The 11899-nt window shown below is 54.4% G+C and carries 11 protein-coding genes; 2 read left to right on the top strand and 9 right to left on the bottom strand.

Annotated features, from left to right (window positions below; translation table 11 throughout):
• Positions 1–6 precede the first annotated feature (6 nt).
• The gene (ssb1, locus tag EoCCA6_RS13395) at positions 7–537 is read right to left on the bottom strand and encodes a single-stranded DNA-binding protein SSB1 (protein ID WP_023310055.1); all 531 of its coding nucleotides are present in this window, start codon (positions 535–537) and stop codon (positions 7–9) included.
• 251 nt (positions 538–788) lie between these two features.
• Here ssb1 and uvrA point away from each other — a divergent pair, with 251 nt between their 5' ends.
• A complete protein-coding gene (gene uvrA, locus EoCCA6_RS13390) occupies positions 789–3611 on the top strand; it encodes an excinuclease ABC subunit UvrA (RefSeq protein WP_152083054.1) in 2823 nt (940 codons plus the stop codon).
• 35 nt (positions 3612–3646) lie between these two features.
• Here uvrA and EoCCA6_RS13385 read toward each other — a convergent pair whose 3' ends face one another.
• From EoCCA6_RS13385 to dnaB, 8 genes are all read right to left on the bottom strand, one after another.
• A complete protein-coding gene (locus EoCCA6_RS13385; RefSeq protein WP_152083053.1) occupies positions 3647–4429 on the bottom strand; it encodes a CBS domain-containing protein in 783 nt (260 codons plus the stop codon).
• A gap of 1 nt (position 4430) precedes the next feature.
• A complete protein-coding gene (locus EoCCA6_RS13380) occupies positions 4431–4964 on the bottom strand; it encodes a hypothetical protein (RefSeq protein ID WP_152083052.1) in 534 nt (177 codons plus the stop codon).
• A 96-nt stretch (positions 4965–5060) separates the two neighbouring features.
• Positions 5061–5414, bottom strand: a complete 354-nt coding sequence (locus tag EoCCA6_RS13375; RefSeq protein ID WP_152083051.1) for an MmcQ/YjbR family DNA-binding protein — start codon at positions 5412–5414, stop codon at positions 5061–5063.
• Between the two features lie 2 nt (positions 5415–5416).
• Entirely contained in the window at positions 5417–5833 is a 417-nt protein-coding gene (locus EoCCA6_RS13370) for a secondary thiamine-phosphate synthase enzyme YjbQ (RefSeq protein ID WP_152083050.1), read from the bottom strand.
• A gap of 113 nt (positions 5834–5946) precedes the next feature.
• On the bottom strand, positions 5947–6660 hold the full coding sequence (aphA, locus tag EoCCA6_RS13365; protein WP_152083049.1) for an acid phosphatase AphA: 714 nt from the start codon (positions 6658–6660) through the stop codon (positions 5947–5949).
• A 256-nt stretch (positions 6661–6916) separates the two neighbouring features.
• On the bottom strand, positions 6917–8110 hold the full coding sequence (gene tyrB / locus EoCCA6_RS13360) for an aromatic amino acid transaminase (RefSeq protein ID WP_152083048.1): 1194 nt from the start codon (positions 8108–8110) through the stop codon (positions 6917–6919).
• 123 nt (positions 8111–8233) lie between these two features.
• Entirely contained in the window at positions 8234–9313 is a 1080-nt protein-coding gene (alr, locus tag EoCCA6_RS13355; protein ID WP_152083047.1) for an alanine racemase, read from the bottom strand.
• Between the two features lie 9 nt (positions 9314–9322).
• On the bottom strand, positions 9323–10735 hold the full coding sequence (gene dnaB / locus EoCCA6_RS13350) for a replicative DNA helicase (protein ID WP_152083046.1): 1413 nt from the start codon (positions 10733–10735) through the stop codon (positions 9323–9325).
• 66 nt (positions 10736–10801) lie between these two features.
• On the opposite strand from dnaB, the gene EoCCA6_RS13345 reads away from it, so the two are divergent.
• Positions 10802–11785 (top strand): quinone oxidoreductase, encoded by a 984-nt coding sequence (locus tag EoCCA6_RS13345; RefSeq protein ID WP_152083045.1) that lies wholly within the window; start codon positions 10802–10804, stop codon positions 11783–11785.
• Positions 11786–11899 lie beyond the last annotated feature (114 nt).

Raw genomic sequence — 11899 nt, 5'->3', positions numbered from 1 at the left:
CAGGACTTAGAACGGAATATCGTCGTCGAAGTCCATTGGCGGTTCGTTAGACGGAGCTGGGGCAGACTGCTGCTGCGGACGAGACTGCGCGCCGCCGCTGAACTGGTTGCCGCCCTGCGGCTGCTGAGGCTGACCCCAACCGCCCTGCTGCTGGCTCTGACCGCCACCTGCCGGTGCACCACCGCCCTGACGACCACCCAGCATCTGCATGGTGCCGCCTACGTTAACCACCACTTCCGTAGTGTATTTCTCAGCGCCGGACTGATCGGTCCATTTGCGGGTACGCAGCTGACCTTCAATATACACCTGAGAACCTTTACGCAGATATTCACCCGCCACTTCAGCCAGTTTGCCAAACAGCACCACGCGGTGCCATTCGGTCTGCTCTTTCATTTCACCGGTCGCTTTATCACGCCAGGATTCGGAAGTAGCCAGCGTAATGTTGGCAACTGCGCCACCACTCGGCATGTAGCGTACTTCCGGGTCCTGGCCCAGATTACCGACGAGAATCACCTTGTTTACGCCTCTGCTGGCCATGTTCGTGTCTCCTGAATACGTTTCTTAATAAGTGTAACGCGCGAGTGTACCATTTCCATGCTGCATTTTGATAGCTGCGAGATGGATTCCAGAGTTCTTACGCGAACTCAACATTGTTACACAGCGAATCAGAAAATGCATTCCAATACTGTATATTCAAACAGGTCAAATTGTGTCATAATTAGCCGTTTCTGACAGCCGTTTGTCCTTCAAACAAACCAGGCAATCCGTGTTCCAACCGGGAAAGGTGAATGGATAAGATCGAAGTTCGGGGCGCGCGCACCCATAATCTCAAGAATATCAACCTCATAATCCCACGCGACAAACTCATTGTCGTGACCGGGCTTTCGGGGTCTGGCAAGTCCTCACTGGCTTTTGACACCTTGTATGCCGAAGGGCAGCGTCGTTACGTTGAATCACTCTCTGCGTACGCACGTCAGTTCCTGTCGCTGATGGAAAAACCGGATGTAGACCACATTGAAGGGTTATCTCCTGCTATCTCTATTGAGCAGAAGTCCACCTCGCATAACCCGCGTTCAACGGTCGGTACAATTACCGAAATTCATGACTACCTGCGTCTGCTGTATGCACGCGTGGGTGAGCCGCGCTGCCCGGACCACGACGTCCCGCTGGCGGCCCAGACCGTGAGCCAGATGGTGGATAACGTGCTGTCGCAGCCGGAAGGTAAACGCCTGATGCTGCTTGCGCCGATCATCAAAGAGCGCAAAGGTGAACACACCAAAACGCTGGAGAACCTGGCAAGCCAGGGTTATATCCGCGCCCGTATCGACGGCGAAGTGTGTGATTTGTCAGATCCGCCAAAGCTGGAGCTGCAGAAGAAGCACACTATTGAAGTGGTGATTGACCGCTTCAAAGTGCGTGGAGATCTGGCAACGCGCCTGGCAGAATCGTTTGAAACGGCGCTGGAGCTTTCCGGCGGCACGGCCGTGGTCTCTGATATGGACGACCCGAAAGCGGAAGAGCTGCTCTTCTCCGCCAACTTTGCCTGCCCGATTTGCGGCTACAGCATGCGCGAGCTGGAACCCCGTCTGTTCTCGTTCAACAACCCGGCGGGCGCATGCCCGACGTGTGACGGCCTGGGCGTACAGCAGTATTTCGACCCGGACCGCGTGATCCAGAACCCGGAGCTGTCGCTGGCGGGCGGTGCCATTCGCGGCTGGGATAAGCGTAACTTTTACTACTTCCAGATGCTGAAATCACTGGCAGAGCACTATAAGTTCGACGTTGAAGCCCCGTGGGCCAGCCTGAGCGCAAACGTACACAAAGTGATCCTGTTCGGTTCCGGTAAAGAGAACATCGAGTTCAAATACATGAACGATCGCGGTGATACCTCCGTGCGTCGCCACCCGTTTGAAGGGGTGCTGCACAATATGGAGCGCCGCTATAAAGAGACCGAATCCAGCGCGGTGCGCGAAGAGCTGGCGAAGTTCATCAGCAACCGCTCCTGCGCCACCTGTGACGGCACGCGTCTGCGTCGCGAAGCGCGCCATGTGTTTGTCGAAAATACGGCGCTGCCGACCATCTCAGACATGAGCATCGGCCACGCGATGGACTTCTTCAACAACCTGAAGCTCTCCGGCCAGCGCGCGAAAATCGCCGAAAAAGTGCTGAAAGAGATCGGCGATCGTCTGAAGTTCCTGGTGAACGTTGGCCTGAACTACCTGACCCTTTCCCGCTCGGCTGAAACCCTTTCCGGTGGTGAAGCGCAGCGTATCCGTCTGGCGAGCCAGATCGGCGCGGGCTTAGTCGGCGTAATGTACGTGCTGGATGAGCCGTCCATCGGCCTGCACCAGCGCGATAACGAACGTCTGCTCGGCACGCTTGTCCATCTGCGTAACCTCGGCAACACGGTGATTGTGGTTGAGCACGACGAAGATGCGATCCGCGCTGCAGACCACGTGATCGATATTGGTCCGGGTGCAGGCGTACACGGCGGTCAGGTGGTTGCGGAAGGGACGCTGAAAGACATTATGGCGGTGCCGGAGTCGCTGACCGGCCAGTACATGAGCGGCAAGCGCAAGATTGAAGTACCGAAACAGCGCGTTGCGGCAAATCCGGAAAAAGTGCTGAAGCTGACCGGCGCGCGCGGCAACAACCTGAAAGACGTGACCCTGACGCTGCCTGTTGGCCTGTTCACCTGTATCACCGGCGTCTCCGGTTCCGGTAAATCGACGCTGATTAACGATACGCTGTTCCCGATTGCGCAGACGGCGCTGAACGGTGCGACGCTGGCCGAGCCTGCGCCTTACCGCGACATTCAGGGGCTGGAACATTTCGATAAGGTTATCGACATTGACCAGAGCCCAATTGGACGTACGCCGCGCTCCAACCCGGCGACCTATACCGGCGTCTTTACGCCCGTACGTGAACTGTTTGCCGGCGTTCCAGAATCACGCTCGCGCGGGTATACGCCAGGCCGCTTCAGCTTTAACGTGCGTGGTGGCCGCTGTGAAGCGTGCCAGGGCGACGGTGTGATTAAGGTTGAGATGCACTTCCTGCCGGATATCTACGTGCCGTGCGACCAGTGCAAAGGCAAGCGCTATAACCGCGAAACGCTGGAGATTAAGTACAAAGGCAAAACCATCCACGAAGTGCTGGATATGACCATCGAAGAGGCGCGTGAGTTCTTTGACGCCGTCCCTGCGCTGGCACGTAAGCTGCAGACGCTGATGGACGTGGGCCTGACCTACATTCGTCTGGGGCAGTCCGCCACGACGCTCTCCGGCGGTGAAGCGCAGCGCGTGAAGCTGGCGCGTGAGCTGTCTAAACGCGGCACCGGTCAGACGCTTTACATTCTGGATGAGCCGACCACCGGCCTCCACTTTGCCGATATCCAGCAGTTGCTGGACGTGCTGCACCAGTTACGCGATCAGGGCAACACCATTGTGGTCATTGAGCACAACCTGGACGTGATTAAAACTGCAGACTGGATTGTCGATCTCGGTCCGGAAGGCGGCAGCGGCGGCGGTGAAATCCTCGTCTCCGGTACGCCAGAGACCGTTGCTGAGTGCGAAGCCTCGCACACCGCGCGCTTCCTTAAACCGTTGCTGTAATCATTCTGAAAACCACAGCCGCAGGGTTGTGGTTTTCAGACCCTGCTTTTCTCTTCAACCATCGTATTGGTAATCCAGCCGATTGCTTGCGCGGCTCTTTCACCACTCAAGGTCACAATAACATCCTGACATTCTCTATCCTGATCGATCTGTTTTTTCGCTTCCAGTAGCGTCGCCTTAGTCCCTACAACACCAAAGCGGGTGAAAATGGCTTTACAGGTCGGCTCGTTGAGTAAATCTTGCAAAGTGGGATCGGTGATATTTCTGTTGCGGGCAATAAACTCGGTGATCATACTTTGATGGATTATATATTGCACAACCCCATTACTATCCAGCACAGGCAGTCGCGTAATATTTCTGTCTTTCATTTTCGCATCCAGCAAGTCATTGTACAGTTTTATTTCTGCATAATTGCCGTCTCTTTGCATAACCACAAATTTTTCATCCATGGGCCGCATTACTTCGCTTGCCAGAATTGCCTTTAATTTATCATCGCCAGCCAGAGCAGTTGCAATATCTTGCGCATGCTGTGTAACAGCATTTAAACTGTCCCGAGAAAAATAGAAGGCAATTACTGTACTGATCCATGCCGAAATAACAGGCAATAAAATCATAATCAGATCTTTAACAAGGGGAAAGATATTATCTAATGTAGCTTTATCACCAGCTGTTCGATACAAAACCATAATTGCGATAATAAGAAGAAAGGCAATAATGCCCATCCCTCCATAAAGAACAATTCCCCCTATCTTTTGCCGTGGTAAAGAAGAGTCGTTTTGCGCTGTCGACTCTGTGGGAATGGATACTTTGCTGTCCATGCTACCCCTCCTGACTGTTCAGGATTCGGATATAGCATCTGACTAACGAGGGATTTCTTGCCTTATCCCAGACACCATCGCCGGAGGTGCTGTCCCGATCACCACGTCCGTTAGTGTTACCTTCAACGGTGACAATATTATCTTTAACAGATAATTGATCCTGAATAACAATCCCGATATGAGAAAAATCATAAACAACAAAATCGCCCGCCTGAGCATTATGATTTTCTGAAAGTACGGTAAGCCCTGTCTGCGCCGCCCATTTTTCCCATCCAAATGCGCTGGCATCACGGCAACGCCATTTCTCTGCTAATGAGAATGTCGCAATATTTAAACGCTGCCGGACAGCCTCATCCTGTAGCCACTCCCGCATTATCCAGCAGGTAAATGCAGCACACCAGGGCCATGCTCCGGGTTGCAACCAGGTTGCGCCCTGATATTCAACAACTCTGGCACCTGTATTATTCACACTCCCTTCACGGGTTCCCACTTCATTCTTTGCGATCTGAATTAGTTTATCAATTATCTGGTCCATAATTACCTCCACCATGCAATAGAGATAATTATGTGAGGGTGAGAGTTATTGTCTTTCACCCATTTTCATTAAAAATGTCAGCGCTGAATACAACTTTTACAGGGACATTTTGCGTTTAACGTCTTCCGGCAACAATTCCATTGCCTGCTTATATGACGCGTCTACCAGATAATAAATTTGTGAACCCGGAATCGAACCGTCGAGATAAACGGTGCTCCAGTGCGCTTTATTGAGATGTTGGCTCGGCCTGACGTCACTATGTTGCTGACGTAACAATTCGGCCAATTCCGGGCTGGTTTTCAGCGATGCCGCCGGGCGGCCTTCAACCTCTTTCACCATGGCAAACAGCACATCGCCGACCTTAATCTGCGTGGCTTTCCAGTCGCTGTGGACGCTTTGCTCCGCGCCCGGTTTGCTCATGCAGTACTGCAGTATCTCCGAAATTGTCATCTTTATTCCCCTTGTAGCGTTGCGATAATTTTACGCGAACCACCGTGAATGCGATGTTCTCCCAGCCAGATCCCTTGCCACGTCCCCAGCTGTAGCCGCCCATTGTGTACCGGCAGCATTAACGATACGCCCAGCAAAGAGGATTTAATATGCGACGGCATATCATCTTCCCCTTCATAGTCATGCTCATAAGGCGCGTTATCCGGGACGGTCTTCAGAAAATGGTGCTCCATGTCAGACCGGACAGTGGGATCGCAATTTTCATTTAGCGTAAGAGAAGCTGACGTATGCTGAAGCAGCAGATGCAGTAAACCCGTATTGATGCGCGAAAGGTCGCGGATCTGCCCGATGACTTCGTCCGTCACCAGATGGAACCCGCGTGGTTTAGCGCTTAAGGTCAGGGTCTGTTGATACCACATGTGCTGCTCCGTTATGAAAGAAGGTTCTTTCTAAGTGTGCAGCAAGAAGACGAAAGGTAAAACCCGCGGCGGTGAGTTTTGATTAAAAAAGAATCAAAGCCGCCGCCGATAAATTAATATTCAGAGTTAACAATCACCTCTTCACCAAATTTCCCGGCCATCGGTAGGGGTCGATAAGTCGAGTTAGAGGCGCGCAACACCCTGATCCCTCTGGCACCGACATCGTGCGCCGCGGTGATGTCGTTATCCGAATCCCCGTAAAACACTTTGATGTGTTTCTGTTCCAGCCACTGGGTTTTGGTGTTTTGTCCCTCTTTATCCCCCGCAAATATGACCGGGTTCATACTGGAAGCCGGTATGAGGAAATCGTCCTGCAGAGTTTTAGACACCGTTTCAGTTTTGGTCTGACTGCGGCCCGTCACGAAGTAAATGCTGTCGCCGCGCTTAACGTGCATGGCAATGAGCGCGCGGGCAACCTCTTTCGGAATGCTGAACTCATCCCAGCCGTTATTCATCTTTTCCCAGAATGCGGGGTTCTTGAGATATTCTTCGCTGTCCGGCGACCAGGTTTTCTTGCCGCGCCAGAAGCCAGGGCTTGAGAACAACACGGTATCGTCAATGTCAAAGCCCACGGCCATTGGCGGGCGGCCCATCAGGCTGTTTTCGATTTGCGCCACGGAAACCCAGTGAATGGGAGCCTGTTCAGCAAGCATGGCGGCGGTGGTGCCGGTGTAAAGCGGCGTCGGTGCGGAAGCACGCGCCACAACCGCACTATTAAGCGAGAACAATAAGCAGGCGGCGCTGAGCGCCAGTGTGATCTTGCGCATATTTTCCCCTGAATATTCAGTTTGTTATCGTTTTATTTTGAGCGGATGGTCAAAAAACTCTCCGACCATAACCCCAGCGGGAGGGGAAGGAAAGGAGTTTTTGCTTATGAAACTGAATAAAAAGAAGAAGATCACAAAGCGCGGAAGAGGCATGTAGGCCCGGTAAGCGAAGCGCCACCGGGCAATAATTGGCACCGAAGCCGGGTGGCGGCTGCGCCTTACACGGCCTACATATAGCATGCAAGTAAGTGAATACTTACATCACAGCAGCAAACGCCTGCGCCACGCGCTGAACATTGCTGGCGTTCAGCCCCGCCACGCACATGCGCCCGCTGGCAATCAGGTAAACACCAAATTCTTCGCGCAGCCTGTCGACCTGAGCGGCGCTCAGTCCGGTATAGCTGAACATCCCACGCTGCTTAAGCAGATAGTCAAAGTTATGCCCTGGCACCGCCTCTTTCAGCACATTCACCAGTTCCTGGCGCATCGACAGAATGCGCTTACGCATCGCTTCCACTTCTGCAAGCCAGGTGGCTTTTAACCGTTCGTCACCAAGAACCGTTGCCACCACCTGCGCACCAAATGCTGGCGGGCTGGAGTAGATGCGACGAACGGTCGCTTTCAGTTGACCCAGCACGCGGCCAGCCGCTTCAGCGTCTTCGCACACCACGGAGAGACCGCCGACGCGCTCACCATACAGGGAGAAGATTTTTGAGAAGGAGTTACTGACCAGCGCGGGCAACCCGGCGCTGGCAATGGCGCGAATGGCGTAAGCATCCTCTTCCATGCCCGCACCAAAGCCCTGATAGGCGATATCAAGGAACGGGATCAGGTTACGCGCCTTCAGCACCTCAATAACGGCATCCCACTGCGCATTGGTGAGATCCGCGCCGGTTGGGTTATGGCAGCACGGATGCAGCAGCACAATACTGCGCTCCGGCAGGGTGTTCAGTTTTTCCAGCAGCGCGTCAACGCGCACGCCGTTAGTTTCACTGTCGAACCACGGATACGTCGCCACTTTAAAGCCCGCACCCTCGAAGATGGCCACGTGGTTTTCCCACGTCGGGTCACTGACCCACACGCCGGAGTCCGGAAAGTATTTCTTCAGGAAATCCGCGCCAACTTTCAGCGCCCCTGAGCCGCCCAGCGTCTGGATGGTCGCCACACGTTTCTGCGCAAGCACCGCGTGATCGGCACCAAACAGCAGCGGCGCGATGGTATTGCGGTAGGTATTTAACCCTTCCATTGGCAGATAAAGCGAAGCACCGTGCGGAACAGCATTAAGACGCGCTTCGGCTTCAGCAACGGCCTGCAGCTGAGGAATAATACCGTCCTCGTTGTAATACAGACCAATGCTGAGGTTCACTTTGTCGCTGCGAGGATCTTCTTTGAAACGCTCCATTAAGGAGAGAATGGGGTCGCCAGCGTAGGCGTCAACTTTCTGAAACACGCGATGTTCTCCGGAATTCGATGAGGCAGGGATTTCAACAATAAACCGGATATGAGAGAAGATCGAGCGTTTAACAAACGTAGGCCGGGTAAGGCAAAGCCGCCACCCGGCACCGGTTGTAACTTAATCGATATATTTCATCGCCACCCGCGAGGTCAGCCGCGTGATAAGTTCGTAAGCGCTCACTTTCGTGATTTCAGCAATGCGTTCAACGGGCAGACCTTCGCCCCACATCACCACCGCATCACCTGCTTTGTCCTGCGCGTCTGGCCCCAGGTCAACACAGATCATGTCCATCGCCACGCGGCCGACAGTCTTCACTTCGCGACCATTCACCAGCACCGGCGTGCCAGACGGTGCCGCGCGCGGATAGCCATCGCCGTACCCCATCGCGACCACGCCGAGACGCGTGTCGCGCTCGCTGGTCCAGGTGCCGCCGTAGCCCACCGGTTCACCCGCTTTGTGTTCACGCACGGCTATCAGGTTAGAGACCAGCGACATCACCGGCTGGAAACCAAAATCTGGCCCCCAGGGTTTATTCTCCAGCGGCGACACGCCATAAAGAATAATGCCCGGACGCGCCCAGTCGAAGTGCGACTGCGGCCACAGCAGAATGCCGCCGGATGCCGCAATTGAGCGCATCCCCGGCTTGCCTTCGCAGAAGGTAGTAAAAATATCGAGCTGCTGTTCGGTCGCACCACATTCAGGTTCATCGGCACGCGCAAAGTGGCTGACGATATTCACCGGCTGGCGAACATTTTTGCACTGACACAAACGCTGATAAAACGCCTCAGCATGCTCCGGGCGCACGCCCAGACGGTGCATTCCCGTGTCGAGCTTCATCCACACGGTGACAGGCTCGCTCAAATCAGCCGTTTCCAGCGCGGCAAGCTGTTCTTCGTTATGGACTGCCGTGTGCAGATGCTGGTCTGCAATCGTCGGCAAATCGGTCGCTTCAAAAAAGCCTTCCAGCAGCAGTATGGGTTGGGTAATACCGCCTGCACGCAGGCGGAGAGCTTCTTCGAGACGGGCAACACCAAAGGCGTCGGCATCGGGGAGCGTTCGCGCGGTCTCAAGAAGACCGTGTCCGTAAGCGTTCGCTTTCACGACTGCAACGAGCTTGCTGGCGGGTGCCAGTTCACGCAGGCGTTGCAGGTTGTGTCGCAGAGCGCGGCGGTTAATAACAACAGTTGCCGCTTGCATGTAAATTCCTTATTCGTCGTCGTACTGCGGTCCCGCATAGTTATCAAAGCGCGACCATTGGCCGTTAAAGGTCAGACGTACCGTACCGATTGGGCCGTTACGTTGCTTACCGATAATGATTTCGGCGATCCCTTTCAGGTCGCTGTTCTCGTGATAAACCTCATCACGGTAGATGAACATGATTAAGTCGGCATCCTGCTCAATGGAGCCAGATTCACGCAGGTCGGAGTTGACCGGGCGTTTGTCGGCACGTTGTTCCAGGGAGCGGTTAAGCTGCGACAGCGCCACCACCGGCACGTGCAGCTCTTTGGCTAACGCCTTGAGCGAGCGGGAAATCTCGGCGATCTCCAGCGTACGGTTGTCGGAGAGTGACGGCACGCGCATCAGCTGAAGGTAGTCGATCATGATAAGCCCGATACCGCCGTGTTCACGGGCGATACGGCGCGCGCGGGAACGCACTTCCGTTGGCGTCAGGCCGGAGGAGTCATCAATGTAGATATTACGTTTTTCCAGCAGAATGCCCATGGTGCCGGAGATCCGCGCCCAGTCCTCATCATCAAGCTGGCCGGTACGAATGCGGGTCTGATCCACGCGTGAAAGCGACGCCAGAGAACGCATCATGATCTGTTCTGAGGGCATCTCAAGACTGAAGATGAGTACCGGTTTATCCTGCAACATCGCCGCATTTTCGACGAGGTTCATTGCAAACGTGGTTTTACCCATCGACGGACGCGCCGCGACGATAATCAAATCCGACGGCTGCAGACCGGCGGTTTTCTTATTCAGATCGTCATAGCCGGTATTCACGCCGGTGACGCCATCGTGCGGCTGCTGGAAAAGTTGTTCGATACGCGCGACAGTGGCATCAAGCACGTCGGCGATATTTTTCGGGCCTTCGTCTTTATTCGCACGACTTTCGGCGATTTTAAAGACACGCGACTCGGCGAGATCGAGCAAGTCTTCGCTGGTGCGGCCCTGCGGATCAAAACCGGCTTCGGCGATTTCGTTCGCCACCGAGATCATCTCGCGGACGACAGCACGTTCACGGACAATATCCGCATAAGCGCTGATGTTCGCTGCACTTGGCGTGTTTTTCGAGAGTTCTGCCAGATAGGCAAACCCGCCGACGCTGTCCAGTTGCCCCAGACGCTCCAGCGATTCCGCGAGCGTAATCAGGTCAATCGGGCTGCCCGACTCCTGCAGACGCGCCATTTCGGTAAAGATATGGCGGTGCGGGCGGGTATAAAAATCTTCCGCGACGACGCGCTCAGCGACGTCATCCCAGCGTTCATTATCCAGCATTAAACCGCCCAACACCGACTGTTCCGCTTCAATCGAGTGCGGCGGGACTTTTAACCCGGCGACCTGGAAATCACGCTCGCGAGGCTCAGTCTGTTTGTTGAAGGGTTTGTTTCCTGCCATAGTGAATGGAGTTACCGAGATAAAGAGTGGGTCGAAAGATTACCATATTTTTCTTACGGAGGGAGCATGGCAACGCGCATTGAATTCCAGAAACATGGCGGACCAGACGTGCTGAAAGCGGTGGAGTTTACCCCTGCCGCGCCTGGCGAGAAGGAAATCCAGGTTGAAAACAAAGCCATCGGCATTAACTACATCGACACCTACATTCGCGGCGGTCTCTATCCGCCTCCGTCGCTGCCGAGTGGGTTGGGAACGGAGGCTGCAGGCGTGGTCATTAAGGTGGGTAGCGCCGTTAAGCATATTAAAGAAGGCGATCGCGTGGTATATGCGCAATCGGCGCTGGGAGCCTACAGTTCCGTTCATAACGTCCCGGCGGACAAAGCGGCAATTTTGCCCAATGCCATTTCGTTTGAACAAGCCGCCGCCTCATTCCTGAAAGGGTTGACGGTCTATTACCTGCTGCGCAAAACCTATGAAATTAAACCCGATGAGCAGTTCCTGTTTCATGCTGCTGCGGGTGGCGTGGGGCTGATCGCCTGCCAGTGGGCGAAAGCGTTGGGTGCAAAACTGATTGGTACCGTCGGCAGTGCGCAAAAAGCGCAGCGCGCGCTGGATGCGGGCGCATGGCAGGTGATTAACTATCGGGAAGAGAGCATCGTTGAGCGGCTGAAAGAGATCACTGGCGGCAAAAAAGTGCGCGTGGTGTATGACTCGGTGGGGAAAGATACCTGGGAAGCCTCGCTGGACTGCCTGCAACGTCGCGGGCTGATGGTGAGCTTCGGTAACGCGTCAGGCGCGGTGACCGGAGTGAATCTGGGTATTCTGAACCAGAAAGGTTCGCTGTATGTCACACGCCCTTCGCTGCAAGGTTACATCACTAACCGCGAGGAGCTGATCGAGGCCAGCAACGAGCTGTTTTCACTGATCGCCAGCGGTGTCATTAAAGTGGATGTTGCGGATGCGCAAAAATACGCGCTGACCGATGCACAACGTGCGCATGAGGTATTAGAGAGCCGGGCAACACAGGGCTCAAGCCTGTTAATTCCCTGAGTCCTGAAAAGAAATTGGGCTTCCCGTGGGAAGCCCTTTCTTTTTTTAGTTCGGCTGTATGTAGGGTACAGCTCGATGAATTCTTTAGCGGCAGCCATAGTGACAGATTCGATA

Origin of the sequence: Enterobacter oligotrophicus (assembly GCF_009176645.1) — a bacterium.
GTDB lineage: Bacteria > Pseudomonadota > Gammaproteobacteria > Enterobacterales > Enterobacteriaceae > Enterobacter > Enterobacter oligotrophicus.
Note: the sequence above shows the minus strand (reverse complement) of the source record. Positions and strands in the feature narration are given on the sequence as shown.

Bases quoted from the DNA above. Each gene is read 5' to 3' on its own strand.
- ssb1 (WP_023310055.1), bottom strand. From the start codon at position 537: ATGGCCAGCAGAGGCGTAAACAAGGTGATTCTCGTCGGTAATCTGGGC.
- uvrA (WP_152083054.1), top strand. From the start codon at position 789: ATGGATAAGATCGAAGTTCGGGGCGCGCGCACCCATAATCTCAAGAAT.
- EoCCA6_RS13385 (WP_152083053.1), bottom strand. From the start codon at position 4,429: ATGGACAGCAAAGTATCCATTCCCACAGAGTCGACAGCGCAAAACGAC.
- EoCCA6_RS13380 (WP_152083052.1), bottom strand. From the start codon at position 4,964: ATGGACCAGATAATTGATAAACTAATTCAGATCGCAAAGAATGAAGTG.
- EoCCA6_RS13375 (WP_152083051.1), bottom strand. From the start codon at position 5,414: ATGACAATTTCGGAGATACTGCAGTACTGCATGAGCAAACCGGGCGCG.
- EoCCA6_RS13370 (WP_152083050.1), bottom strand. From the start codon at position 5,833: ATGTGGTATCAACAGACCCTGACCTTAAGCGCTAAACCACGCGGGTTC.
- aphA (WP_152083049.1), bottom strand. From the start codon at position 6,660: ATGCGCAAGATCACACTGGCGCTCAGCGCCGCCTGCTTATTGTTCTCG.
- alr (WP_152083047.1), bottom strand. From the start codon at position 9,313: ATGCAAGCGGCAACTGTTGTTATTAACCGCCGCGCTCTGCGACACAAC.
- dnaB (WP_152083046.1), bottom strand. From the start codon at position 10,735: ATGGCAGGAAACAAACCCTTCAACAAACAGACTGAGCCTCGCGAGCGT.
- EoCCA6_RS13345 (WP_152083045.1), top strand. From the start codon at position 10,802: ATGGCAACGCGCATTGAATTCCAGAAACATGGCGGACCAGACGTGCTG.